The sequence below is a fragment of the Imperialibacter roseus genome (assembly GCF_032999765.1).
Lineage (GTDB): Bacteria > Bacteroidota > Bacteroidia > Cytophagales > Cyclobacteriaceae > Imperialibacter > Imperialibacter roseus.
Genome location: NZ_CP136051.1, coordinates 628,778 through 655,524, shown reverse-complemented (window position 1 = coordinate 655,524; position 26,747 = coordinate 628,778). Strand labels below are relative to the sequence as shown.

General features: G+C 46.2%; 18 protein-coding genes. 4 read left to right on the top strand and 14 right to left on the bottom strand.

Annotated features, from left to right (window positions below):
• The first annotated feature begins 123 nt into the window (after positions 1-123).
• A complete protein-coding gene (locus tag RT717_RS02785) occupies positions 124-417 on the top strand; it encodes a type II toxin-antitoxin system HigB family toxin (RefSeq protein ID WP_317490222.1) in 294 nt (97 codons plus the stop codon).
• A gap of 52 nt (positions 418-469) precedes the next feature.
• Positions 470-817, top strand: coding sequence for a helix-turn-helix transcriptional regulator (locus tag RT717_RS02780; RefSeq protein ID WP_317490221.1), 348 nt, complete (start codon positions 470-472; stop codon positions 815-817).
• Between the two features lie 252 nt (positions 818-1,069).
• Here RT717_RS02780 and RT717_RS02775 read toward each other — a convergent pair whose 3' ends face one another.
• The 13 genes from RT717_RS02775 to RT717_RS02715 form a co-directional block, all read right to left on the bottom strand.
• On the bottom strand, positions 1,070-1,840 hold the full coding sequence (locus RT717_RS02775) for a motility-associated ABC transporter substrate-binding family protein (protein ID WP_317490220.1): 771 nt from the start codon (positions 1,838-1,840) through the stop codon (positions 1,070-1,072).
• 168 nt (positions 1,841-2,008) lie between these two features.
• Positions 2,009-4,591, bottom strand: a complete 2,583-nt coding sequence (locus RT717_RS02770; RefSeq protein WP_317490219.1) for an ABC transporter permease — start codon at positions 4,589-4,591, stop codon at positions 2,009-2,011.
• A gap of 19 nt (positions 4,592-4,610) precedes the next feature.
• Complete coding sequence (locus RT717_RS02765) at positions 4,611-7,202, bottom strand: ABC transporter permease (RefSeq protein ID WP_317490218.1); 2,592 nt, start codon at positions 7,200-7,202, stop codon at positions 4,611-4,613.
• A 15-nt stretch (positions 7,203-7,217) separates the two neighbouring features.
• Positions 7,218-9,866, bottom strand: a complete 2,649-nt coding sequence (locus tag RT717_RS02760) for an ABC transporter permease (protein WP_317490217.1) — start codon at positions 9,864-9,866, stop codon at positions 7,218-7,220.
• Positions 9,859-12,453 (bottom strand): ABC transporter permease, encoded by a 2,595-nt coding sequence (locus RT717_RS02755; protein ID WP_317490216.1) that lies wholly within the window; start codon positions 12,451-12,453, stop codon positions 9,859-9,861. Before RT717_RS02755 ends, RT717_RS02760 begins: the two co-directional genes overlap by 8 nt.
• A gap of 20 nt (positions 12,454-12,473) precedes the next feature.
• Positions 12,474-15,158, bottom strand: coding sequence for an ABC transporter permease (locus RT717_RS02750; protein ID WP_317490215.1), 2,685 nt, complete (start codon positions 15,156-15,158; stop codon positions 12,474-12,476).
• The gene (locus RT717_RS02745) at positions 15,158-15,484 is read right to left on the bottom strand and encodes a PadR family transcriptional regulator (protein ID WP_317490214.1); all 327 of its coding nucleotides are present in this window, start codon (positions 15,482-15,484) and stop codon (positions 15,158-15,160) included. The genes RT717_RS02750 and RT717_RS02745 overlap by 1 nt, the downstream gene beginning before the upstream one ends.
• Positions 15,485-15,631: 147 nt before the next feature.
• Entirely contained in the window at positions 15,632-16,186 is a 555-nt protein-coding gene (locus tag RT717_RS02740; protein WP_317490213.1) for a Uma2 family endonuclease, read from the bottom strand.
• Between the two features lie 59 nt (positions 16,187-16,245).
• Positions 16,246-18,846 (bottom strand): FtsX-like permease family protein, encoded by a 2,601-nt coding sequence (locus RT717_RS02735; RefSeq protein WP_317490212.1) that lies wholly within the window; start codon positions 18,844-18,846, stop codon positions 16,246-16,248.
• Between the two features lie 6 nt (positions 18,847-18,852).
• Positions 18,853-19,188, bottom strand: coding sequence for a PadR family transcriptional regulator (locus tag RT717_RS02730; RefSeq protein ID WP_317490211.1), 336 nt, complete (start codon positions 19,186-19,188; stop codon positions 18,853-18,855).
• 115 nt (positions 19,189-19,303) lie between these two features.
• Positions 19,304-21,871 (bottom strand): ABC transporter permease, encoded by a 2,568-nt coding sequence (locus RT717_RS02725; protein ID WP_317490210.1) that lies wholly within the window; start codon positions 21,869-21,871, stop codon positions 19,304-19,306.
• 79 nt (positions 21,872-21,950) lie between these two features.
• Positions 21,951-22,274 carry a PadR family transcriptional regulator gene (locus RT717_RS02720; RefSeq protein WP_317490209.1) on the bottom strand — a complete coding sequence of 108 codons (324 nt, stop codon included), beginning with the start codon at positions 22,272-22,274 and terminating at the stop codon, positions 21,951-21,953.
• 171 nt (positions 22,275-22,445) lie between these two features.
• Positions 22,446-23,129: a hypothetical protein gene (locus RT717_RS02715; protein ID WP_317490208.1), complete on the bottom strand. Its 684-nt coding sequence runs from the start codon at positions 23,127-23,129 to the stop codon at positions 22,446-22,448.
• Between the two features lie 247 nt (positions 23,130-23,376).
• On the opposite strand from RT717_RS02715, the gene RT717_RS02710 reads away from it, so the two are divergent.
• Together RT717_RS02710 and RT717_RS02705 are read left to right on the top strand one after the other, a co-directional pair.
• Positions 23,377-24,657, top strand: a complete 1,281-nt coding sequence (locus RT717_RS02710) for an aminotransferase class V-fold PLP-dependent enzyme (RefSeq protein ID WP_317490207.1) — start codon at positions 23,377-23,379, stop codon at positions 24,655-24,657.
• An 89-nt stretch (positions 24,658-24,746) separates the two neighbouring features.
• Positions 24,747-25,589 carry a T9SS type B sorting domain-containing protein gene (locus RT717_RS02705; RefSeq protein ID WP_317490206.1) on the top strand — a complete coding sequence of 281 codons (843 nt, stop codon included), beginning with the start codon at positions 24,747-24,749 and terminating at the stop codon, positions 25,587-25,589.
• A 66-nt stretch (positions 25,590-25,655) separates the two neighbouring features.
• Here RT717_RS02705 and RT717_RS02700 read toward each other — a convergent pair whose 3' ends face one another.
• Entirely contained in the window at positions 25,656-26,741 is a 1,086-nt protein-coding gene (locus tag RT717_RS02700) for an alkaline phosphatase (protein WP_317490205.1), read from the bottom strand.
• Between the last annotated feature and the right edge of the window lie 6 nt (positions 26,742-26,747).

Below are 26,747 nucleotides of genomic sequence, written 5' to 3'. Positions count from 1 at the left end.
CTAAGGTACCTGGCAAAAAATGAAAGGTTGCAGAAAAGGAGAAAAAAATACTGGCCTGGAGTAATTTCAATAATATTTCAAAAAATGAAATATTATTTATACTATTGAAATTAATCGATCAACGTGGTTGTTATAGCGAAAACAATATTGCAGGAATTTGGTAAAAGCCACGCCGATGCTATTGAACCGCTTAACGATTGGTGGGCTAAAACCAGAAAAGCCGATTGGGCTACGCTTCAAGACATAAAGACCACATTTAATTCGGTCGATTATGTGGGCAATGACAGGTATGTGTTCAATATTAAGGGGAACAAATACAGACTGGTTGCCATGATATTCTTTGATATAAGAACTATTTATATCCGTTATGTTGGCACGCACACCAATTACGACAAAATTGATTGTACTAAAATTTAGCGGCTTCAAAATGATAACCAAAATAAGGACTGAGAAAGAATACCAGATGGTGATGAAAACCATTGAGGAGCTCTTGAAGGAAGCCACAGAAAAGGGGGGATTTCATAAACTAGCAAAAGAAGAGAGCGATTTATTAAACACCCTTTCAAAACTGGCTGAAACTTATGAAGACAAGGTGATGGAAATAATGCCTATCCGGCCAGGTAATTTGCGGGAAGCAGTAGAATTAAAAATGGTTGAACAGAAATTAACGCAAGCCAAGCTGGCGAAAGCATTGGGAATTGCTGCTCCTAAACTTTCTCAAATTCTTTCTGGTAAACGTGAGCCTGATGTGGCTTTTTTAAAGGCTATTCACGACAAATTAAAAATTGACGCAGAGTTTATCTTGTCGCATGCCTAGCGACTGTGAAAATCCTGAAGCAAACTAATTTGCTACAAAACTGGATCTTAAAGTTCCTTTTCGCATGAAACATTTAGACCCTTTAAGTGTGTTTGACAGAAAGAAAGTGCGCATTAGCGCTTCTTTGAAAAAATTGAAGTGCTTTGACTCACGTCCTTCCGAAAAACAAATAGAACAGCATCTGAGAAATCGAAGAAGCAGGTCCACTGCCCAAAGACAATGAAACCTGTGCCATATTGTTTTTGAGGCTCATCACTCCAACAACCACCCAAGCACTGCACCCATGAATTCGCTGCACTGGTAATCGGTGACGCCATTCCAGCTGGTCATGTAAAGCGGAGTCATGCCATCACCCATCGCTATCACTTTTCCACCGTTGTTAAGTGTCGCAAAAACTCCAAAAGGCGCTTTAGTCTGGCTGTTGAAGCAAAACGGCGTGCCTCCTGTGACGACCCGACCTCCGTGATAGGTGATCTTCAAAGGGCTTTTCACCACCGGCGTGGGTTTCGTAAAGCCGCCAGACAATGAGTCTGTACTATTTTCACCAAACTGAATGCCAAATGGTCGTATCAAATCATTGGTATTGGTTTGCTTCAGTGTTGACCAGTAATCCTCTTCCATCACGAGGAATAACGAACCTCCTTTGGCAACGTACTCGGTAATGGCTTTCACTTCGTTGGCGCTGTAAGTGCTGGATGGAATATGAATGAACAGCAAGTCGCATTTTGCCAATTGCGCAGGCGTGATGGCTTCATTTAGAAATCCAACCTGAGCACCAAGACTACTGGCATTTTTGCTTAGTTCCCCGATAAGGTACTCCACTCTGGGCCCATCGCTCCCGGCCGAAGCGTTCATTTTACTGGGATTGTTGTAGAACTTCTGGCCGTGAGCAACGTCCACAAGCAGGGTGTATTTGGCTGACTGTGCCATCAAGTGGTCAGCCGATATGAGCATCACCAATGCCGCTAAGGCCGCCTTCCAATAACTGAATTTTGCTTTAGCCGTGTTTCTTTGATTCTTCATTTTCATTTGAGTTTTGTTTGAACCTATTTTCCTCAAGTAATGAAAATGAAGATCATTTTTCCGTTCAAACGCTGTTCAAGTTTGTGCAAGATAGGCTAAGCACATACAAGAGTCGCTAACAAAAAAGCCGTGAAAACACGGCTTTGAAAACTTAGGTTTACTCAAGGCTTATTCATCCCGAAGACATTTTGTGGGATTTACTGACGCCACTTTGAATGTTTGCCAGCCCACGATGGCCCAGGCAATAGCCAGCGCCAATAATCCCGACACGCCAAAATACCACCACTCCAGGTCAATCCGATAAGCGAAACCCTCCAGCCAGCTGCTGGCTATGTAGTAGCTGAAAGGAATGGCGATAACGATCGCCACCAAAATCATCTTACTAAAGCTGGCAGAGAGCATGTAGACAATCTGTCCAATACTGGAGCCCAATATTCTCCTGATCCCGATCTCCTTCAGCCTTCGCTCGGCCGCAAACGCTGCAAGCCCAAACAACCCCATGCATGAAATGATGATGGCCAGGCTGGCGAAATACCCCGACAAAGTGCTCACCCTTTTCTCAGCTTGATACTGCCCCTGATAGTCCTGATCAAGGAACCGGGGCTCAAATGGGAAACCGGGGTTGAAGCTGGTGTGAAGCTCGGCGAGTCTGCCTACTACCTCCTTTTCTCTGCCTGCCGTAATTTTGACCATAAAGCTTTCACCATCCTCGCCTGTGAGTATAAAGAAAACCGGCTTTATTTCTGAGTGAAGAGATTCGAAATGAAAGTCTTTTACCACGCCAATTATCTGCCGGTCTTCACCCCAAAGCTTGATGGTCTTTCCCAGGGGGTTTTCAAGGCCCATGTAGCGGATGGCGGTTTCATTGAAAATAATTTTGGAGCTGTCGGCACCAAAAGCTCTGTCGAAGGTACGGCCTTCTCTGAGCTCTATTCCAAGCGTTTCCATCAGGTCATAATTGACGGGCAGGTTTTCAAACTCAGACCTATCGTTCGGATCTTTTCCTTCCCAGTAAATCCCTGAAGTTCCACTGTTATGGCCTGTCATGTCGTGGTCCGTGCTGGAGCCATTGATAACTCCGGGTATGTTTTTCACTTCAGCCAGGAAGGTAGTCGTCGCCGAAATACTCTCAAGCTTTCCTTCCCTTGGGAAGATGAGCACCTGGTCGTTGTTGTAGCCAAGGTCTTTTGATTGAAGCATGTCCATTTGTTTGTACACCACTAGCACAGAGGTAATGAGCACTATGGTAATCGCAAACTGAAAGATGACCAAACCCCTCCGTGCCCATAGTTCACCAATCGAGCGATGCAGCTGCCCCTTCAGCACCGTCGACGGATTGAATCCGGACAGGTAAAAGGCAGGGTAGCTGCCAGCCAAAAAGCCTGTAACAACGGCTATGAGCAATGCCCCGGCGACCATTTTTAAGTCAAAATCGATGACCATTTGTTTGCCCGTGATGACATTGAACTGAGGTAAAAGGAGATAGGCCGTCAGCAAAGCAAGCATCAGAGAAATTATGGCAACCAAAATTGACTCGCCCAGGTACTGATAAATCAGTGCCGTACGACCCGAGCCCATAGCTTTTTTAATACCCACCTCTTTCATCCTTCGTGACGCCCTGGCGGTACTTAGATTGGTGAAGTTGATGCAGGCGATCAGGAGAATAAACCCAGCGATGATGGAAAACAGCTTTACATAGGTAATTCTCCCTCCCACCATCTGTCCATTCTCATACTTTCCATGCAGGTAATAGTCCGGATACAGTGCCACAAATGCCGTCCGGTTGGTTTCTCCGTTGACCTTGCTGGCAATATATCCTTCGAGCTTTTTATTGAGTCCGTCTGCGTCAGTTCCGGGCTTAAGGAGCAGGTATGTTTTCACAAATGTGTTGTTGTAGTTCCAGACACTTGCGTACTGGTCTTTTATCAGATCAATAGAAATGATGATATGATGCTGAAATGAAGAGGTGAGCGGTGCTGTTTCGAAAACACCAGACACCGCAAAATCCTGTTCGTGCTCGAAGCGAATAGTTTTACCGACAACGTTGCTGGCGTCGCCGAATAATCTTTCAGCCATATCGGCCGATATTATGATGGAGCTTTTATCTGCCAGCACATGATCAGCCTGACCTTCCAGCAGCGTGACGGAAAAGACTTTGAAAAAATCCTTTCCCGCATATATGTAATCACTCTTGATGTTTTTCTCCCCTACCGTCAGCGTGGCTTTGCCTCTTGAAGCCACTCCAGTCACGTATTCAACCTCAGGAAAATCGGCCTGCATGTCGGCAGCCATGGGCCCCGAGTTGGTTTCAGCCGTCCATATTCCGTACGATTGCTCCCTGTTTTCGAAAACCTGATAAAGGCGATCGGCATGTTTGTAAAACTTGTCGACACTCAGCTCATGATTCACCCAAAGATAAATGAGCAGCACGCAGGTCAAACCTGAGGTAAGCCCGGCAAGGTTGATAAGAAACGTGGTTTTGTACTTCCTGAAGCTGCGGAAAGACAAAATAATGGTGTGTTTTAACATGGCCGTATAATTTGAGTTTTGACTTCTTTTAAAAGATCTAATATTCCTCAATCGAAACGACTTCACCACGTCCCACATAAACCTCCTTTTAGCTCTCTCTGGTGACTTCTCAGCCCGTTTTTCAAAAAGCTCAATAAGGTCTCCTTCTATCTCGTCGAGGTAGTCTTCCCGGCAAAACCAGCGGAGGAAGCGGAGGGGATATTTGGGGGGTAAAGCTCTCATTCGTCCTGGTGTTTGGAGGCTATTCTGTTCTAAGGGATTTGACAGGGTTCGCTGTAGCTGCCTTAAATGCCTGAATGCCGATTGATCCAAAAGCCATTAAAATCGCAACCAAGCCTGATATAGCAAAATCAACAATGCCTGGCTGTATGCGATAAGGAAATCCATTTAACCAATAATCAGCCCAAGACCACGCAATGGGTACAGCTATCAGAAATCCAACCGCAACCAGCGCAACAAATTGGCGTGAAAGGAGCAAAATGATCCCTACAACCGATGAACCGAGCACCTTTCTCACGCCAATCTCTTTCGTTTTTGTTTCTGCCAGCGCTATTATTAGGCCCACCAATCCCAGGCAGGCTATGCAAATAGCCAGCGTTGTGAACAAAGAGAACAGATTCTGGAACTGTTCGTCAGACGCATATAGTTTTTCAAATTGCTTGTCCTGCAGGCCATACTCGAAGGGTGCATCTGGTTTTGTTCGGTTCCACACTGTTTCTATTTCAGCGATCGTTTTGCGCAGATCATTTGAGTGTACTCTGACGAGAAAATTACTGCCATTATTCGCCTCCAGTATAAATCCGAAAGGCTTTATTACTTCATGGAACGAAGTGAAGTGAAAGTCCTCCACAACTGCAATTATGCTTACTTCGTGGGATGTCATTCCGCTGTCATCCCACTTCAATTTTTGACCTACATACGGCTTTTGAAGCCCAAGTTGTTTAGCAGCTGTTTCATTCAGAATAATGCCTGTTGAATCAGAGCGGAATGAGGGGTCAAAATTTCTTCCTTCCGAAATAATTAGTTGCATCGTTGGCAGAAACTCATAGTCTACCCGCATGAAGTTCAGGGCCACACGATTAGTGGTAGTTTTGCTCTCAACCCCAGCAACAAAGTTATTAAGACCAAGCCTTCCGTCGGCCCTTGCTACATTCACTACAGCCGGAATCTTTTTCATCTCCCCGACCAAATCCCCTTGCCCTCCAGCACGCCCTCTGACATTTGGCAGTATCACCACATTCTCCGGGTTGAAGCCCAGCTTTTTCTCATGAAGAAAATTTAGCTGGCGACTGATAATTAACGATCCAGAAATCAGACTAACGGACATGACAAATTGAAATATCACCAGTCCACTTCTCAACCTTAGCCCTCTTTGGGAACTGAGATATTTGCCACGCAGCATTCTCAAAGGATTCATCGAAGAAAGATAAAGGGCCGGGTAAATGCCGGTAATTATTCCGAAAAGTAAAACGGACGCAGGCAAGGCGATAAAAAACACAGGGTGGGTCCACAAAACAATCGACAGATCGTATCCCACTAATTTCTGAAGAGACGGTAGAGAAAATACCACAACCCCAAAAGACAGGGCTATTGCAATTGAAATTACCAGAACCGACTCCACCAAAAATTGGCCGATAAGAGAATTTTTGCGTGCGCCCACAGCCTGTCTTACACCAACTTCCTTAGCACGCTTAGCAGCCTGGGCAGTAACGAGGTTCACATAGTTTACCCCAGCAATCACCAGAACGAACAATCCTATCGCAATCAGAATAGTTACGTAATTGATATCACCATTCGTCGCCAGCTCCCATTTAAGGCTCGATTTTAAATGAATATCAGTCAGTGGTTGTAAATAATAATCATCCAGACTCTGAGGTCTATATTTCCTGACAAGCTCCTGAACATGAGAAGCCAGGGTATCAAAGCTTGTAGCGGGCTTTAGTCTGACATAGGTGTAAAAGCTTGACCAGTTCCAGTTGTCGTCTGGGCTTCTTGTGCTTTCAAAAGGTATCAGAAAATCAAATGAGAAATGCGAATGATAAGGAACATCTTTGATTACTCCGGACACTACAAAAGGCTTGTCATTGTTGATGTTAGTGCTAACAATCTTCCCAACAGGGTTTTCGTCTCCAAAATATTTTTTCGCTATTGTTTCCGTGATGATCATGGAGTGAATACCATCAAAAGGCCTCGATCTGTCTCCAGAAATAAAAGGGAAGTCAAACACATCGAAAAAGTACTCATCGACCCGTAACAGGTTCATTTCATAAAATTTCTTATCGCCATAGCCAATGAGGTTCCGTCTGTCCCAATTAGGAAAAAACCTTGTGACCTGCTCAACTTCGGGTAACTCGTTCCGAATCACATGGGCCAGTGCCGGGGGGGTAGTCGCATCCGGAAGTCTGGAACCATCTTCATTAACAAAGTCCTTTACAACTCTCACAACATTCTCGGGCTGGTGATGCAGGCGATCAAATAGAAATTCACCCTCCACATAAAGAGCAATGACTATAGCGCATGAGATACCAAGCGTTAAGCCAAGAACATTCAGGCTCGAATAGCCTTTGTTTTTCCAGATGCTCCTCCACGAAACTTTAAAATAATGCTGAAACATAATGCTATAATTTGAGTTTTGACCTTTCAATATTGGCTTTAGGTTCTTTAACCGGAAAGACTTCACCACATCCCAAACAAACCTCCTCCTGGCTCTCTCTGGCGACTTTTCCGCTCGCTTTTCAAAAAGCTCTATAAGGTCTCCTTCTATCTCGTCGAGATAGTCTTCCCGGCAGAACCAGCGGAGGAACCGGAGGGGATATTTGGGGGGGCTGTTCATTCGCAGGCGTTTGGCTTACTCTGACCTAAGTTTCTTTACAGGGTTGATGAAGGCTGCTTTGATTGACTCTGAACTGATAGTAATCAGGGCAATCGCCACCGACAAAAAACCTGCCAGGGCAAACACATCCCAGGTAATGTCAATCCGGTAGATATAGTCCTCAAGCCAGCGTTCCATGAAATACCATGAAATGGGAGTAGCAATTATGAAAGCAACGACCACCAGCTTCAGGAAATCTACCGACACCAGCCGGAAGATACTTCCCAGGCCAGCGCCCAGCACTTTTCTGATGCTTATCTCCTTGCCCCGCTGTTCAACCACAAAAGCTGATAGTCCAAATAATCCAAGGCAGGCTACCAAAATGGCTAAAATGGCAAAGGTGGTAAAGACGCTGCCCGTCCGCTGAAGGTCGTCGTACATGCGGGCGTAACTCTCGTCGAGAAATGAATACCTGATAGGCTGCTGCGGCACAAATTCGTCCCAAAGGGCCGTAACCGCCTTCGTTGTACTGGCCATGTCTGAAGACGTTACCTTCACAGCAATGGTCTGCGGACTATTTCCCAGTACGAGGCAAAGGGGCTGTATTTCTTCCTTCATTGATTCATAATGAAAGTCTTCCAGCACCCCAACCACGTTCCAGGTGCCACCACCGTTTGTGATGCGTTCACCCAGCGGCTCGTCAAATCCAAACTGTTTGGCCATGGTTTGATTGATAATGACCGACTGAGATTCGGATGGCATTTGATCAAAAAAGTCTCTTCCTTCAGCCATCTTCATCCCCATCGTTCGAACGTAATCGGCGTCGACTCGCCATATCTGGCCGTAGACGGCCTCACCTTCCGACGTTTTTCCCTCCTCGTAAAATCCATTGGAGTTTCTTTTGGTGCCTGACACCGGTAGATAGTCGCTGACGGTGGCACTTTTCACATCAGGCAACCGCAGCAGTTCATTTTTGAAAGTCGCAGCATCGTCACCTAATGAATTCGATCCCTGAATGAGCAATACCTGTTCTTTGTCGAAGCCTATTTTCTGGTTAAGAATAAACTCCATCTGCCGGTAAATGATGAAAGTACCGGCGATGAGAACAATGGATGTAGCGAATTGAAAAATAACCAGACCACTCCTCAAGTGAGAACTCCTGGTACCCCGGCTCACACTTCCTTTTAAAACAGCTGCCGGTTTAAAGGCCGACAGATAGAAGGCGGGATATATGCCTGCCAGCAACCCTACCACTACCGCCGCTGCCAGCAGCAGGGGAACAAACTCCCAATCAGCCCAGGGCATTGTCAGGGCCTTACCAGATAACTCGTTGAAATAAGGAAGAAGAACGGTGGCCAAAAAAGCTCCTATCACGAACGAAAAAAAACTAAATAGCAGCGATTCTGTCAGGAATTGGCTGATGAGGCTACCGCTCTGAGAACCGAGTGTTTTCCGAAGCCCAACTTCCTTCGCCCTGTTAGCTGACTTGGCCGTCGACAGATTGATGAAATTAATCGCCGCCAGAAGCAAAACAAATGCCGCCACCGCACCGAATATCCACACAAACCTGATATCACCATGTGAAAGGCGATCCTTTATGTCTCCAGATCTCAGGTGGATATCTGCCAAAGGCTGCAGCTTAAACCCAATGCGGCCTGCTTCTTCTTCGGCGTTTGTAAGCCCACCCGCTTTCATGGCCGGTAAAATATACTTGTCGACTATTGTTGGAAGTTTGCTTTCGAGGCTGGAAGCGTCCGACCCGGGGCGAATTTTTATGTAGGTGTGGTAATTGTTTGATCCCCAAGAGTTTTGTTCGCCCTTTCTAAACTCTATTCCACGCAGTGTTCTGATAAAGTCGTACTGCAGGTGAGAGTTTTTCGGAAAGTCTTCAAAAACGCCATCTATCTTATATGGATTCCCTGTATTGTTGTTCAAAATAATGGCTTTGCCCACGGGGTTCTCACCAGGAAAATACTTTTCGGCTTTGCTTTTAGAAATCAGTAGAGTGTTCGGCTCGGTCAGCACACTGGCTGGGTCACCAAAAATGAGAGGAAGACCAAGGATTTGGAAAAATTCCGGGTCAGCGAAAATAAAACCTTCTTCGTAGGTATTCTGTGCACGGCCAACAGGGCGAACCTCGCTACTTCCGGCGCCAAAAAGGTTGCTCGACAAAAACCTGCCCGCCTCTTCCACCTCAGGAAAATCTTCTTTCAAAGCCTTAGCAAGCGGAGGCTGCAGAAAACTCTGTCTGTCCGGGATACCTGTTTCGTTGTATTCGCCAATCACCCTGTAAATCCGTTCATTATCAGGATATTGAAGATCGTAGCTCAGTTCATCCCTGATAAATAATGAAATGAGCACGCAAGCGGCGATCCCGATGGCAAATCCACCGACTTTCACGGCCGAGTACATTTTTTGGCGGAGCATGCTTCTCCAGGCCACTTTGAGATAATTTTCCAGCATTGCAGAATAATTTGAGTTTTGATTCCTTTTAAAAGTCTTGATATTCCTCAGCCGGAACGACTTCACCACATCCCACACAAATCTCCTTTTAGCCTTCTCTGGTGATCCTTCTGCCCGTTTTTCGAACAGCTCAACGAGATCTCCTTCTATCTCATCGAGGTAGTCTTCCCGGCAAAACCAGCGAAGGAAGCGGAGGGGGTATTTGGGGGGGCTGCTACTCATACCTGAGGCTTTTAATAGGATTTGATGCAGTCACTTTATAGGCTACGGAAAGAATTGCAGCCAGCACTATTGTTGCCGTCAGAATTCCGCTGGCTAAAATGAGGGATACCTCCTCCACTTGCTGAATCCGGTACGTAAACCCATCCAGCCACCCGCTCGCAAAATGCCAGGAAAGCGGTAAGGCGATGGCAAATGCTATGGCGATCAGTAGCATAAAATCCCGGGAAACAAGCTTCAGAATACTTCCGACCGATGCACCCACCACCTTTCGTATGGCAAATTCCTTGCTGCGCTCCTGAACTGCCGAAACTACCAGACCAAGGATACCCAGGCACGCAAGAAATATCGACACGCCGGCAAAGCCAATGAATAGCCTGCTTTCCTGTTGCTCCCTGGCATAGAGCATATCCAAACTTTCATCTAAAAACCTGTAGGCAATCGGGTAGCCGGGAGAATATTGATCGAAAGCACTTACAATGGCACTCATCCCTTCATGCAACCTATCGGGTTTCACTTTGATGGCAATTCTCCAGTTTGCCTCACCTTGTACCAGAGCCAAAGGTTCGATGGAATCCCGCAGCGAAGCGAAATGATAATTGCTCACGATGCCTATAATCCTTCGTTTCAGGTCACCACGTTCAGGCAGTGTCACCAATTTCCCGAGGGCCTCCTCCGCTCTCAAGCCGAGCTGCTCAAGAGCCTCTTCGTTTAGAATCACTCCCTTTTCTTCCTCTGAACCAAATGCCCGGGAAAATGATCTCCCTGCTATCAGATTAATCCCAAAAACATCAAGATAGCTTGCGTCCACAATAACGCTTCTTACTCTCAAGCCACGGTTCAGCCCTCCAATTTCGAGGCTGGTGACCTCATGGGCTCTTCCGGGTTCGCCCGATGAATAGGAAATGGCTTCAATCGAGGTGCTGCCTGCCAGCTGGTTTACAAATCCGCTTTTGTTTGGTCCCAACTCCCTGTTGGTATCGAGCAACACAACAGCATCTCTGAAAAACCCAAGGTCTTTCTCAGATACATACCTTATTTGCCAGTACACAACCATCGTCAGAGATATCACACTTATCGAGATAACGAACTGAGCGGCTACCAGGCCCTTTCTCAGCTGCCAGGCCATCGACTTGCGAATAGGACTGCCTGATACACCTCTTATGGTACTCGTTACATTTGGCAGAAGGGCAGGAGATATGCACGAAATCAGCAGCAAAAAAAGGAATACCCCGGTTGCAAACCAGTAAACCGAAGGGTGCCCCCACAGCATACGGATGTCCAGTCCTGAGATGTCATTTAGCCAGGGAAGCGTCAAAACAGCCAAAGCAATCGTCAGCGAAACCGAAACAAAAGTTGTAATAAAGGATTCACCGAGGAACTGCAGCACCAACCTCAACTTATCGCCCCCGAGTATTCGCCTGATGCTCAACTCCTTTGCTCTTTTCATAGACTGGGCTATCGACAGGTTCACATAGTTGAAGCCCACAATGAAAAAAATGCCTATTCCAACTGCACCCAGAAACAGGACTGTTTTGATGTCTCCGTGTTTTGCCTGATCAAAGCGGGTCTGGCTATTGTAATATACGGCAGAAAGCGGCTCCAGAACCAGCTCAAATTGCGATGGTCCCTCGCTGCTTCGATCACCAAAGTACTTGCTTGTGAATTGATCCAGGCGGCTCGAAACATAAGATGACGCTTCAGGTGATTCCAGCTTGACATAGGTAAAAAGGCCATTGAAATGCCAGTCTGTCATCCATTTGCTGGAACCATAAAAACTGATTGGCAACACAATATCAAAGTCAAGGTGTGACCGCCCAGCGGGATCAGCTAAAATGCCAGAAACAACAAAAGATTGCCTGTTGGATACAAGCATCGTTTTTCCCACCGGATTTTCGTCGCCAAAGTATTTGACTGCAGCTTCTTTGGAAAGCACAATAGCATTTGGCTGTTTTAACACCTCGTCGGGCAGTCCCTCCGATAACGGGAAAGAGAAGAAGTTGAAGAAATACGGATCGGCAAAAATTACCTTTCTTTCGATGAATTTCTTGTCACCGTAGCTGAGGAGGATATCGTCGTACATCACACGGCATGAGGCGCTTACTGTCTGAGAAAAGTCCGAAGTCAACGCTTGTGCCAGTGGTCCGGGTGTTGCAGCTGAGCAGTAAGAGTCGCCATTTAAAAATGACGCTCCGATAACCCTGAATATCCTGTCGCCGTCCTTATGAAAGGAGTCTGTATTTGTTTCATCTAGAACATAGAAGAAAAGAAAAAAGGTAGCCAGCAGCCCGACAGTAAGTCCAGTTATATTACTCACGGTATGCGCACTGTGAATGGTCAGCATTCTAACGGTTTGCCTTGGGTTATATACAAACATTGCCCTATGCCTTAAAAAGCCCGGCTGCTTCATATTCCTTAACCTCAACGACTTCACCACATCCCACCAAAACCTCCACTTCGCTCGTCCTGGTGATTTTTCGGCCCGCTTTTCAAACAACTCCAACAGGTCACCTTCTATCTCATCGAGATAGTCTTCCCGGCAAAACCAGCGAAGGAGGTGAAGGGGGTATTTGGGGGGAGACAACTTCATACGGCGTAGATTGAAAGCGTTTATTCTGTTCTCAACGATTTTACGGGATTAGTCACAGCCGTCCGGATGGCCTGTTGACTAATGGTAATAACTGCAATTATTATTGTTGAGGCGGTGGCCAGACCAAACATCCACCATTTCAATTCAAGATGATAAGCATATTCTTGCAGCCAGGTATTGACTGCCCACCACGCAATAGGTAAGGCAATGACATTTGCAATTAAAACCAGCTTTATAAATTCTCTGGATAATAATGATACAAGGTTTAGAACGGTTGCTCCCAGCACCTTCCTGACACCGATTTCTTTCACCCGCTGCTGAGTGGCGAACGTTGCCAATCCAAATAACCCCAGGCAAGCGATAAAGATGGTTGCCAACGCTACCCATCCAAGCAGGGCTTGTCTGCGCTCATCCTCCACGTAAAATAACGCCAGCTGCTCAGCTAGAAAATGGTACTCGAAAGGGTCATGCGCAGCATTGCTAACCATTATGGTTTTCAGCTTGTCGAGCGTGCCCTGTATATCCGTCGGAGCGATTCTTACCGAATAGTAATCAATGTTGTGTATTGGGTTTTGATTATAAGCGAGAATCAGAGGTTGTATCTTCTCATGCAATGATTGAAAATGAAAATCCTTAACAACGCCGATTATTCTTGGACTAAAAGGCTTATTCTCGTCATTAATAGGCCCAAATGCCCCGTCTCTGGACACTTCGGGAATGTCCACCACCTGGCCATAGGCCTCCGTGATATTAAGCATCTTAGCAGCAGTTTCATTAACGATAATGCTGGAGGAGTCCAGAGGTGTGTCGAAATTTCTGCCGTCTGCTAATTCAATTTCAAAGGTTCTCAAAAAATCCTTATCTGCGCCGATCATATAAGAAACGAGAGGATCATCAGTGCTCCCCTGATTTTTTATTTTGATCGTTCGAAACGTTTTCCACTCGCCGGGAACCCTGGAGCTGACCGACACGTCCCTTACTGACGGCACTTTGGCCATTTCATTTTTTACAGTCTCAAAATTCGACCGTGCCTGACCAGTATTTACGTCGATCACCACCAGGAGGTCTTTGTTAAAACCCAGGTTCGTTTCATTCAGATAGCCTACTTGTAGCAGGAGAACAATGGTTCCGATAACCATCACTATCGAAATAGTGAATTGAAAAATGACCAGCCCCTTTCTTAACGAGAGATCACCTTTGCGCTGGAGACTCAATTTCCGTAATAAGGAAACCGGCTTAAAATGAGAAAGCAGTAGTGCCCCATAAGTGCCTGACGCTAGTCCTATTGTAGTGACAAGAGAAATAGTAGTTAACCAAAACCAGTAGTCGGTGGAAATTCCGAGAGAAAGTTGCTTGCCGACAAAATGGTTGAAGGAAGGAAGGAGCAGGTTGACAATAAGAATAGCCAGGGCGAAAGATATGGATGTCATCAACAGTGATTCGATGAGAAACTGCGTAATCAGGTGACTTCGCATGGCACCGACTGTTTTCCGCACACCCACTTCTTTTGTGCGGCTGGAGGCCCTTGCGGTTGTCAGGTTCGTATAATTGATCCCGGCAATCAGCAGAGAGAAAAGGGCGGCAAAGGAAAATATCTTTATATACAAAGGATTACCCTGTGCGATGCTCTCCACATTTGTGTTTCGGGCGCCATCAACGATCCCCTCAGAATAGAGATGCATGTCTTTCAGCGCCTGAAGGCTGTATGAGAGCTTCGTCCCCTCTTCCAGCGTGGCGTTCGACAAAACCAGCCTTGTCATTTTCTCTGAAACTGATCCGGGGTCTGCATCAGGGTTGAGCAAAGCATATACTGAGAAGCTGGTTGAGGCCCAATCGTATGCCATTGTCTGCTTGAAAAAATCGGCATTATAAAAGCTTGACTCAGACATCACATTGTTAAACGTGAAACTCGAATTGGTGGGGTGTTTCTTAAAAATGCCTGTGATTTTCAAAGGGGATGACCGATGGCTGAATTGCAAATTCCTGCCCAAGACATCCGTGCTATTAAAAATTCTCCTGGCCAAATCCTCATTGATGATGATGGAGTTTGGTTCCTTCAGTGCCGTGCGCTCATCGCCTGCGCTCAGAGGGAAATCAAATACCTCCAGGAAATGCTCATCCGCCACAGTTACTGTTTCCTGAAAGGGGACAGGGTTTTCGGGGTCAACCAGATTAGCCCGCCCCTGCCTCATCATCCGTGTAGTATTTTCTACTTCCGGGATTGAGCTCCTTGACTCCTCTGCAAGTTTGTAGCTTCCCGCTGCTATAGTTGTCGCCTCACCTTTCACAGATTTCTGTTCTATTACCCGGTAAATTCTATCTGCATGACCGTGCTGCAAATCAAAAGTCAGCTCATCGAATACATAGAGCCCGATCACCAGAAAACAAGCGATACCAAATGTTAGTCCGCATATGTTGAGGGCACTGTAAAGTTTGTTCCTCCAAAGATTCCTCCAGCCAATTCTAAAATAGCTTTTATACATACCATAATTGTTTGAGTTTTGACTTCTTTTAAAAGATCTAATATTTCTTAACCGAAACGACTTCACCACGTCCCAAACAAACCTCCTTTTAGCTCTCTCTGGTGACTTCTCAGCCTGTTTTTCAAAAAGCTCAATAAGGTCTCCTTCTATCTCGTCGAGGTAGTCTTCCCTGCAAAACCAGCGGAGGAAGCGGAGGGGGTATTTTGGAGGCTGCGCATTCATTACCCAAAGGAGATTTTAGGAATTTGCTGGTACAACGCCGTACGCAACGAGTATTGGCTATCCAAGGTCTTTTTACCCAGAGCCGTAATCACATAGAACTTCTTTCTGCGACCGCCTCGCTCACCAGTGATGCCACCATACCTGGAAATGACAAAGCCTTTGTCTTCCAGTCGCTTCAGCGTTACGTGAATCGCACTTATGTTGACTTTCTTATTCTGCTTTTCTTCAAGGTTTTCGAGGATAGTGACCCCGTATGCTTCGTCGTGCAGGGCTGCTACCATCAGCAGCACCAGCTCTTCAAATTCGCCTAATGATTGTTCCTTCATTTGCCATTTTATTTACTTAACAAACGTGAAGATAATATATTAGTTTCAATTTTGTTAAGTAAATATGTGTAAAAAAATAATAGCCTCTATTTGAGGCTATGGATCACTTCCGGGAAAGAGTAGTGGCAAAATAAGGTTTGAGAATCGTCAGAATTTGAGCAAATCGCTCACTACAATGGTTTTGCCCAGCAGGTTGATCTCGTCTCCCATTCCGAATTTCCTTTGACTTGAATAGCCGTTTCCAACAGGGCCAAGATGTACTGTTATCTGCTTCGTCGTAATATCGATGATCCAATATTCTGGGACTCCATAAAATGCATAGAGTGGCAATTTAACTTGTCTGTCATGACGTAGCGAAGAGTCGGCCACCTCAATGATGGCTAACAGATCCAGCGGGCCGGGATGAGCCTGAGAATAAAAATCAGCTCTATATTTCAAAATGGAAATATCAGGTTCTGGCTCGTTGCTTTCATCAAGTCTTACAGGATCCTGGATTCCTATCACTACCTGACCCTTTAAAATTTCGTTCAAGATCATTGCCAGCTTTTTGACAACACTTCCATGTTTGCTTCCTATCGGACTCATCTCATATATTTCTCCGTTGATTAATTCCACACGATCACCAGGCTTGAGTATGCCCACCTCAGCCATTTTGTAGTACTCGTCCACATTAATCAACCGCTTCATTACTTCTGTAGCCATGGCACAAAATCAGTTTGTTAATTAAATATACAAAACTTTCGCCTTCGGTAAACAATCACCTACTCTGTCCTCAACGACTTCACCGGGTTAGCAGTCGCAGCCTTCAAAGCTTGAAAGCTTACAGTAGCCATTGTGATCAGCAGGGCAATGGCACCGGTAATGGCAAAAACCAACCAGCTAATGGCGGACCGATACACAAAGCTATCCAGCCAGCTATCCATAAAATACCAGGCCAGCGGCATGGCGATAACACAAGAAATAACAACAAGCACGATGAAGTCTTTGGACAGCATTTGCCATAAGCCAGCCACCGATGCTCCCAGCACCTTTCGAATGCCGATTTCCCTAATGCGCTGCTCGGCCACAAAAGCCGACAACCCCAATAATCCCAGGCAACTGATTAGAATGGCCAAACCGGCAAACACAAACCCCAGTTTACCTATTCGCTCTTCTTCCTCAAATTTTAGAGCGTATGCTTCATCAGCAAAAGCGTAGTCGAAGGGTGTAGATGGGGTGAGTCTTGCAAACACTTCCTGAATTTTTGGAAGCGCATCATGCGTGCTTACATCAGGGTTAAGTCGGATGTACAACCAGGGCATATCAAACTCCCCTAAGAAAATGACCGACGGATCGGTGGGTTCGTAAGGAGAACCCTTTACCATGTCTTTTACTACGCCGAGAATGGTGTATGAACCCCTGTCTTGCCAGGTTAATTCTTCTCCGACAGGGTTTTCCAGCGCAAATAGCTTAGCGGCTGACTCGTTGATGATGATGCCACTTTTATCGCTTGTTATGTCTCTGGAGAAATCTCTGCCATCAACGAATTGTAAACCGACGGTTTTGCCGTACTCATACGTCACAAAAATAGTGTTGAATGTCTGCTCATATTTTTCTCCATGCCAGGCAAATCCACCATTCCAGCCACGAGTGTCTGTCACCGAATAGTTGGCTTCGGCAATTTCCTCCACCATGCCTGTTTGCTTCAGTTCATTTCTTAGCACCAGGTACTTTCCTTTGAACTCCTTCGAAGCACTCCTCAGCGAGATCAAACCATCCCTGGAGTAGCCAACGGGCCGGCTCTTGGCGTATTCCAGCTGCTGATACACTACCAGCGTGCCAATGATCAGGCTGATCGATACTGTAAATTGGACAACAACCAGCACTTTCCGTGGCAACGATGCCAAACGTCCGGCCTTGAATGTGCCCTTCAGCACCTTTACCGCATCGAGCGAGGAAAGGAAAAGAGCCGGATAACTGCCTGCCAGCACTCCGGTTATCCCGACAATCGATAAAACGGCCAGCCAGAAGAGGGGGCTTGCCCATGGGAATACCATGGCCTTGGCTGCCACCTCATTGAACCAGGGCAGTGTCAGCACCACTAAGAAAATGGCCACCACGGAAGCAAGCAATGTTACCAGCATAGACTCACCAAAAAACTGCTGTATTAGCTGACTGCGGTGCGAACCAAGCGCTTTGAGTATCCCGACTTCCTTGGCACGCTTTTCGGATCTGGCTGTGCTGAGGTTCATAAAATTGATGCATGCCAGCAACAACACGAATGCACCAATGATGCCATTGTACCAAACGGCTTTCAGCCTCTGGCTTGTCACTGGCGTGCCGTTATCAAATTCCGAATAAAGATGCCATTGGTTCATTGGCTGAAGAAATATTCTCGGCTCTGACTCAGCTGTTTCCTCGTCAACATGAGGCATCATGGCTTCGGCGATGGTAGCTGATATCTCATCAAACGAATGCTCTGGTTTGATTTGGAGATAGATGTAGGTAAAGTAATTATCCCATACATTGAGTGTTGTCCAGCCATTTACATATAGCTCGGCAGGTGCCAGGTAGGACGCTTCACTGAATTCAGTGTTTTTCGGAAGGTCTTCATACACACCAGTCACTTGTAGGTTGGTGGTGGCATCCATGGTCACCATCTCCCCAACAGGGTCTGCCTCGCCGAAAAGCTTGCCAGCAAGTGAGGACGATAACATAATGGAGTTCATTTCTTTCAGACCGCCCTGGCTGCCGTACTTCATATTCAGAGTAAGGATTTGCGGCCCGCCGTCCTGCATAAAGTAGCCGCTTTGTGAAAACTTCTTTTCTCCAACAGCAATAACCCGTTCCTCCAGCCTGCCTCTCACAAGTGCCACTTCCTCAAAAAAATCGCCATAGTCGGTCTTGAGTACAGAGGCAAGCCCCGGCGCATGAACTGTACTGGCGAAACTGTCAAACTTATTGGTACGGTAGACTTTGGCGATAGTATCGTAGTTTTTGTGATACTTATTAAAAGAGAGTTCGTCGTAGATCCACAGACTGATGAGGATGGCTACCGTCATCCCAGCCGCCAATCCACCGATGTTGATAAGAGAGTAGCCTTTGTTCCTGAGAAGGTTCCTCCAGGAAATTTTGAAATAGTGCTTGAACATGGTTGTATAATTTGAGTTAGTCCTTGTTAATCTTTTTAATGCCCAGGGCCGCAGAAAATTGAGCACATGGAACCAGTAGAAAAGCCTCCTTTTCCAGCTAGGCTTGTGAGCAAGCTCCTGGTGGTATTCATAGAGATCGCCGAGGATTTCGTCCAGTAGGTCATCTTTGACGAACCAGCTAAGGAGCTTTTCTGCCAATTTTGACGGCCGTGGATTTTTGAATGCAGCCATGCGAAATTAGCCTAGCTTGTTGATGGCCAGTTCGGGAATCTGCATCCAAAGGTTGACCTTCACGTCCCGGCTTCTTTCCAGCACCTTTTTACCAGAGGCTGTAAGACTGAAAATCCTTTTGTGCCTGCCTCCTCTTTCTTCGGTAGCCCCACCAAGCCTCGATTCGATAAAGCCTTTGCTCTCCAGGCGGTTTACCGTGCCATGTACTGCGCCGATGGTTACCGTGCGGCTCGCTTGCTCCTTCAAAGCCTTTCTGATAGCCAGCCCATAAGCATCTTCTTTGAGCATCACTATCAGGAGCAGCACCAACTCTTCCAATTCACCAATGTATTCTTTTTCCATTTGCCATTAGTTATATATAGTATAACAAATATACGGAAAGAATTGAGATATGTTATATAAAGTATAACATATGTCTGTTATACCTGCGTGGCGGGAACGAAAATAGTGTAGTAGCCTATTCTCTTCTCAGCGATTCCACAGGATTGGCGGTTGAAGCTTTGATAGCGTGATAGCTCACCATTAGACAGGCCAATGTGAATGCCACCCCGCCAGCCAGGGCAAATATCCACCACGAAAGTTCTATCCTATAGTCAATATTGTCTAATCCGGTGTCTAATAGCCATCCTGCAAGGGGAGCTGCGAGGAGAAAGGATAAAAACACCGGTTTTAGGAAGTCCAAAGAAAGGGCAATGCTGATATTTGAAATGGTGGCTCCCAGCACCTTACGAATACCTACTTCCTTTTTGCGACGTTCAGCAACGTAGGCGGACAAGCCGATAAGACCCAGACAAGCGATAAAGATGGCTAATCCACTGAAAAGTATGGCTATTCCTCTCATTGATCGTATCACTTCAAAGCGCTTTTGATACTCGTCTTTGGTAAAATGCACCTCGAAGGGATAGGCAGGGAAATAACCTTCGAATATTTGCTCTATCTGACCAAGTCTCTGCTGCCAGTCATGGTCGTTCTCAAAGCGGATAAAAATGTGCCTGATCTGGTTTGTGCCCAGGTAAATAACAAGGGGCTCCGGGTCACTTGTGGGGTCATTAAATACAAAGTCCTTCACCACTCCCACAATATAACTTTTCTCTCCCAGATGAGTGCCCACTGGCTGCTCCAACCTCATGCGCCTCACTGCAGTTTCGTTGATCAAACAAGCCAGCGAATCGGTGCCATATTCGGGGCTGAAGTCCCTGCCCTCGGCCATCGTCAGACCTGTCGTCTTTATCCAGTCGTAATGCACTGAGGTAATATTGACCGGGAAATCTTCGTCGGGACCTTTGCCAGGCCATTGAAAGCCGGTGACGCCCCCTCCTACCTTGATCAGGTTGTCACCACCTGCCGACACGCCTGTCACTCCTTGCAACTGAAGCAGGTCATTCTTGAAAACTTCAAATGCTTTGCCCATGTCTCCACGCATCGGCAGTTCGATCAGGGTCTCCTGATCATAACCCAAAGGCCTGCCTTGGATGTGCTCCAGCTGCACGTAAATGACAATCGTTGATATAATCAGGAAAATGGAGACAAAAAACTGAAAGGTTACAAGCACACGACGAAAAATAGAAGCGCCTTTTACTGTATTACCCAGACCAGCTATAGCCTGCACCGGTTTAAAGCCACTTAGGAAAAATGCCGGATAACTTCCCGCCAGCATACCTGTAGTCCAGCCGAGCAACAGCACTGATGACCATAGTCGCCAGTTGGCCAGCGACATCGAAAGGTCTTTTCCTGTCAGTTCATTAAACGAGGGTAGCACAAGCTTGACTGCAATAACACTGAGAAAAAGACCAAAAAAAGTGATCATCATTGCCTCGGTCAAAAATTGCCCCACAATGATTCTTCGCTGTGCCCCTATCACCTTCCTGATCCCCACTTCCTTTGCCCGGCGTTCAGAACGTGCCGTGGCCAGGTTCATAAAGTTCACACAGGCAAGGAGCAAAATAAACACACCAAGCGCACCGACCAGGTACACGAAGTCTATTTTGCCGCCATCGGGTCTTCCGTTGGCAAAGTGGTTGTAGAGGTGCAGGCGTTCGAGGGGAAAAGCAAACAAATGAACCTCTTCGTTGTCCAAATGCTCTTCAACCATGCCATCTATTTTTTCATTAAAAGCAAGCAAATTCGTGGCCGGAGCAAGCAGTATCCATGTCTGGAAGGAATTATTGTCCCATTTAAGATGTCTGTTTTGCTCATAGGTGCTGAAAGGAATAACGATATCAAATCGGATCGAGCTATTGGTTGGGACGTCCCGAATAACGGCTGCTACCAAAAATTCGTCGGTATTATTAACAGTGATCGCCTTTCCTATTGGGTCTGCATGCTCAAATAGCTTTTTGGCAGTACGCTCGGTAATGACCACACTCCCAGGAGAATTTAATGCTTCTATAGCATTCCCGGTAACAGACGGGAAGGTCATAATATTAAAAAAATCAGGGTCAGCATAAAGCACCGCTTCATAGGTGTTTTCATGCCCTGCGTTCACCAGCTGTTTGCCAGCCCCAAGCGTCCGGGTCGCATAAAGTACTTCGGGCATGCCACTCTTCAGGCTCGGCCCCAATGGCGCAGGGGTAACATCGCCTGTGAAGTATTCACCGCTCATTACCTCATGGCGCATCAACTGGTAGATATTTGCCTGGTTTCTGTGGAAAGTATCGTAACTCAGTTCATGCGAAATCCATAACAGGATCAGTATACCACAAGCCAACCCAACGGCCAGCCCGGAAATATTGAGAAGTGAGTATAGGCGGTTAACCCGGAGATTCCGCCACGAAATGGTTAAGTAATGATGAAACATCGTTGTATAATTTGAGTTTGACCTTTTCTTTTCAAGTGCAAATGGCCGAAGTGCACTTAGCACATCGAACGCATAGTAAATGTCCGCAAGGAACTCCCCCTTCTTCTCCCTCCGCTTTTCATACAGCTCATACAAATCCCCCTGAAGGGTTTCAAGCACTTCATCGGAGCAGAACCACCGGAGGAAGCGGTCGGCAAGGCGGGGAGGGTGTATTTTTCTATTTGACATGGCTCTTTCTATAAATCGTGCCGCCAGCTTCTCACTGAACTGACAGCGATAAAATCTGATGTGTCGCTGTGGGCACGACTTACTCCGTGCTTAAGTTTAGCCCTGGCACCTGACGGGCAAACTCCATTCGCAATTGATTGGCTTCTTCCAGCATGGTAATGCCATAGGCCGTCAGCTTATAAAATTTCTTCCTGCGACCACCCCGTTCTGTTGTTGCACCGCCCTCCTCAGACGTTACACAGCCCTTATCCTCCAACCGGTAAAGAGCGGAGTGCAGGGCACCAATGCTGGGGCTCTTACCCATTTTCTGCTGAAGTGTTTCCTTTACGGTAACCCCATAGGCCTCCTCACCAAGCGAACCTACTGCCAGTAATACCAATTCTTCAAATGCTCCTAGCTTCATAGTCTACGTATTATATTCCTAAAACCAAATCTAATGTAAGCAGATTTGATTCCTAAAACCAAATGATATAGAAATTATTTATTTCCTGTTTGCAAAGGAAATGATGATTGAAAGCAAACTAAAACTTACTTACCGGCTCAAGCCATGCGATTACCCCGATTGGCACCGGGGTTATAGGGAATTGTAATACTGAAAAAAGCTGACCAGCTCTTTCTCATTTTTAGGAGATATCTTTTCCTTTTTGGCGAAAGCACTGAGCTCTTCCTGTTTGTCAGGAAACTCTTCGATCAATTTCTTGATACTGCCGATTTTCATTACCCCGCCGTCCCCTATTTTGCAAAAGTACTGATCTGGCATCTTCTGATATCTGGCCGGGGTGGACGCCGCCTGCATGGCCTGCGCTGCCTGAGCTTCTCTGAACGACACTGTTTTTTTCATCAGCAACTGAGCCTTACCGCTGTCAAGCCGCAGATAAAAGCTATTATTCATTTTACCCACTATTTCTCCTTTGTCGACCACAAACACATTCTCCCCTATCACCACCTTCTTTATCCTTGGCTCCGGATCAAGTGCATACACCGCTTCGTTCTGGCTGAATTCAATCACATCTGTATCAATATTGTATCGCAAAGGCACCTCGGTATAGTTTCCCTTGCTGGTGTACACCTCACCTTCTACAAACTCTGGGTTTAAGTAAGGAGAGCCATCAACAGGATATTCTTGTTTGTAAAGACTCTTATCCATGATCTTGATCAGCATATGATCGGCAAGGTTTCGTCCATTAAAAGACTGCGAAAAAGCCGGAGAAAAAAGAAAAGCCAGGAGCACGGTAAAAAGCAGCTTGTTGACATTCATAATTTTGGAGTTCAAACGGGAAAAGAATTTTGAAATATAACACTATATAAGGTAAGAAAGATACCTCTTTGCGGAAGCTATAGGGCATAAAAAATACCACCCGCTAATGCATGGGTGGTATTTATACAGAAAACAAGAAACCTATGTATTTCTTGGAAAGTAACTATAAGACAAACTTTTGATAACATACCCCTAAACAACCGTGCTACCCTCAGCAGAATTTGCTTTATTGAATAAAAAAACTTCCATGATTGACAGGCGATCATTCTTAACAAAAACAAGCGAAGCTGCACTTGGTGCTACATTTCTTCCATTAACAAGCACCGAAAAGAGCCTGCCCCAATTGAAAAAGCCTCTTGATAAGTCTGATGCTGAGCTGATAACCGATGAATCGTTCTGGTATCAGGTGCAGCAATGCTACGTACAGAACCCGCATTTCATCAACCTGGAGGCTGGGTATTTTAGCCCCGCTGCCAATGTGACCCTGGAAGACCAGATCGACAATGTGCGCATGATCAATGAGTCACCAAGCTTCTACATGAGACGGAAGCAGTTTGAAGAAAGAGACGCCTTGCGGCAGCAGCTCGCAGACTTTGCCGGCTGTGGCACCGATGAACTCATCATGACCAGAAACACTACTGAATCGCTTAACATCATCATTCAGGGGCTAACGTTGAAAGAGGGCGAGGAGATTCTCCGCACCAATCGAGAGTACCCAAGCATGATTCAGGCTTTGGATCAGCGACAAAAGAGATTTGGCACGCCGGTAAAGGTGGTCCCACTTCCGTTGGTTCCCGATTTGCAAGAGCAAATCGTGCAGCTTATAGAGAAAGCTGTTACCAGTAAGACGAAAGTGATACTGGTATCGTTCATGACCTACCTGACAGGCCAGGTGCTGCCAGTCAAGGAAATTTGTGCCCTGGCACACAAAAAGGGCATTGAAGTGATCGTAGACGGAGCCCATGCATTTGCCCATGTGCCGTTCAAAATCTCGGATCTAGACTGTGACTATTTTGCGTGCAGCCTGCACAAATGGCTCTGCGCTCCTTTGGGCAACGGCCTGCTCTATGTAAAAAAAGGGAAGGCAAGCAAAATATGGCCACTTTTTGGCGACACTGACTTTGCTGAAGATAACATCAAGAAATTGGAGCACTTTGGCACGCAACCATGCGCCAATCAACTGTCGATAGCTGCTGCCATCCGGTTCCACGAGAGTATAGGCAGTAGCCTGAAGGCATCCCGGCTGAACTACCTCAAACACTACTGGGTGAGTAAGGTAAAAAGCTTTCCCAAAATAAAAATTAACACGCCATTGGGAGAAGGCCAGTCCTACGCCATTTGCAATCTGGGTGTTGAAGGAATGTCTCCGAATGAACTGGTAGATACTCTTTATTCCGAATACAAGATATTCACTGTGGCTATCGACAACGATGACATACAGGGTGCCAGAATTGCTCCGCATTTGTATACCACCATTAAAGAGCTCGACAAGCTGGTGGAAGCTTTGACCAAGATAGTTTCAAAATAAGCCCAAATTCTGTTTACCTTTAGGTGATTGTGTAGAGCCAGAAATTTTCATTGTCATTGAATAAAAAGCAACAGGCCATATTTAACTGAATGAAGAACCTGGTATTGTTATTATTTGCTTACATGTTTCAACACTCTGGCTGGGCTCAGCTGGTCAACAACAAATCATTCGAAGGAGCCAACCGCCCCAACAGACCACCGGCGTTTTGGTACCCGTGTTCATCCGAAAGCACACCGGACACCCAACCTTTTTCTTATGGTGTGACTTTACCAGCCGATGATGGCAAAACCTATATGGGCATCGTTACCCGGAGCCTTCCTGTCGAACCGTTCGAAGTGCGGGAGGACATGGAAACCAGACTCAACCTCCCAATGATTGCGGGCTTTCCTTACGTGATCAGCGTAAGCCTGGCTCATGCCGATGACATGGGATACGATGATAATAGCACTTTCGTATGGGTCAATCGGCCAATTAAGCTGACAATTTACGGAGGAACCGAAAGTTGCCTTATGGAAGAACTTTTATGGGAGTCTCCATTAATTGATAACACAGATTGGATACATTTTGAGGAAGTAATCCGGCCTGAAATGGACAACTTGAGGTACCTGGTTTTTGTGGCAACCCCTGAAGGCAATCGTGCAACCAATGGCAATATTCTTATAGATAATTTCGACCTGATTGAGGAACCACTGATTATTCCCACGGCTTTCACACCTAACGGGGACGGATTCAATGATCAGTTTTTTATCAAAGGAATCAAGCCTTCATCGTCTCTTAAGGTAGTGAGCAGAGATGGCGACATGGCCTTTGAAACCGAAGACTATCAAAATGACTGGGCTGGCGGAAACTGGCCGTCAGGCGTCTACTTTTATACGCTTACCAATTCGATAAAAGATAAGACCTGGAAAGGCGAAGTGAGTATTATCAGGTAAGAATTTTAAACCAAATGTTTTGAGCTTCCAGCGAGCAGGTGCCAGAAGCTCAAAACACATGGCAAGCTATTTCCAGCCGTAGGCCTTCATCATCTTGTGGTAAATTTCCGTGTTGTGGTAGATGCCAGCAAACGCTTCCGAACCGGCTCCGAAAGCATACACCGGAACCATGGTAGCGGTGTGATGCCCAGTAGTGAACTTGGGCTCAAACTTCCACGGATCTTCTGATTCGGTGAGCGAATACCCGCCCGTTTCATGGTCAGCAGTAATCACCACCAGCGTATTACCATCTTTAGCAGCGAAGTCGAGCACTTTGCCTATAGCGTTGTCAAAGTCGATCATCTCAGAGGTGATATAGTCAGAGTCGTTGGAGTGCCCACCCCAGTCAATCTGAGAACCTTCTACGACCAAAAAGAAGCCCTCTGGGTCGCTGGCTAATTTTGGAAGCATCGCTTCTACCGCATCGCTCAAGATCGGCCCTCTGCCTTCTGCCACGGGAGCAGGCTCCCCATCAGCTATGAAATAGCCAATTTTCTCCGATGCACTACTTTTGAATGCCTCCAGGCTTTCTACAAAACTGAAGCCTTTTTCCTCCAAAGCAGGCAATATGCTGCTGCTGTCTTTGCGAGTGGCGAAGTACTTTCTTCCCCCTCCAACAAAATAGTTGAGAGGCGAATCGATCATGTCGGAAGCAATTTCCTCATGCATGTTTCTCGATGGCTGATGAGCATAAAAGGAACCCGGGGTAGCATGGGTAATGGTGCATACGACAACAAGACCTGTAGCAAGTCCCTTAGCTCCGGCTGTCTCCAGAATCGTTTCTCTCGAAGTTGAATCGGGCATAACACCAATGGCTCCGTTGTAGCTTTTCTCTCCAATGGAAAAAGCAGTTGCGCCAGCCGCTGAGTCGGTTATCAATGCATCGCTGGAAAAAGTTTTGCTTAACCCAACATATTGCACCCTCTCAAGATTAAGCTTGAAATCATTGGCAACCAAGCCTGCGGTGGCTTGTGTAAGCCCCATGCCATCACCTACCATGAAGATCACATTCTTCACCGCCTTTTTCTCAGGTTGAGTAGAAACCTCCTTTGGAGGATTGCAGGATGCCACTATTACTAACAGCAGCATAAGAATTCTTTTAGCTAGATACATTGATGT

Coding starts and splice junctions, on each gene's coding strand:
- RT717_RS02725 (WP_317490210.1), bottom strand. CDS start 21,871: ATGTCAAATAGAAAAATACACCCTCCCCGCCTTGCCGACCGCTTCCTC.
- RT717_RS02715 (WP_317490208.1), bottom strand. CDS start 23,129: ATGAATGTCAACAAGCTGCTTTTTACCGTGCTCCTGGCTTTTCTTTTT.
- RT717_RS02700 (WP_317490205.1), bottom strand. CDS start 26,741: ATGTATCTAGCTAAAAGAATTCTTATGCTGCTGTTAGTAATAGTGGCA.
- RT717_RS02750 (WP_317490215.1), bottom strand. CDS start 15,158: ATGAATGCGCAGCCTCCAAAATACCCCCTCCGCTTCCTCCGCTGGTTT.
- RT717_RS02770 (WP_317490219.1), bottom strand. CDS start 4,591: ATGAGAGCTTTACCCCCCAAATATCCCCTCCGCTTCCTCCGCTGGTTT.
- RT717_RS02760 (WP_317490217.1), bottom strand. CDS start 9,866: ATGAGTAGCAGCCCCCCCAAATACCCCCTCCGCTTCCTTCGCTGGTTT.
- RT717_RS02705 (WP_317490206.1), top strand. CDS start 24,747: ATGAAGAACCTGGTATTGTTATTATTTGCTTACATGTTTCAACACTCT.
- RT717_RS02735 (WP_317490212.1), bottom strand. CDS start 18,846: ATGGCTGCATTCAAAAATCCACGGCCGTCAAAATTGGCAGAAAAGCTC.
- RT717_RS02720 (WP_317490209.1), bottom strand. CDS start 22,274: ATGAAGCTAGGAGCATTTGAAGAATTGGTATTACTGGCAGTAGGTTCG.
- RT717_RS02765 (WP_317490218.1), bottom strand. CDS start 7,202: ATGAACAGCCCCCCCAAATATCCCCTCCGGTTCCTCCGCTGGTTCTGC.
- RT717_RS02775 (WP_317490220.1), bottom strand. CDS start 1,840: ATGAAGAATCAAAGAAACACGGCTAAAGCAAAATTCAGTTATTGGAAG.
- RT717_RS02745 (WP_317490214.1), bottom strand. CDS start 15,484: ATGAAGGAACAATCATTAGGCGAATTTGAAGAGCTGGTGCTGCTGATG.
- RT717_RS02730 (WP_317490211.1), bottom strand. CDS start 19,188: ATGGAAAAAGAATACATTGGTGAATTGGAAGAGTTGGTGCTGCTCCTG.
- RT717_RS02740 (WP_317490213.1), bottom strand. CDS start 16,186: ATGGCTACAGAAGTAATGAAGCGGTTGATTAATGTGGACGAGTACTAC.
- RT717_RS02710 (WP_317490207.1), top strand. CDS start 23,377: ATGATTGACAGGCGATCATTCTTAACAAAAACAAGCGAAGCTGCACTT.
- RT717_RS02780 (WP_317490221.1), top strand. CDS start 470: ATGAAAACCATTGAGGAGCTCTTGAAGGAAGCCACAGAAAAGGGGGGA.
- RT717_RS02755 (WP_317490216.1), bottom strand. CDS start 12,453: ATGAAGTTGTCTCCCCCCAAATACCCCCTTCACCTCCTTCGCTGGTTT.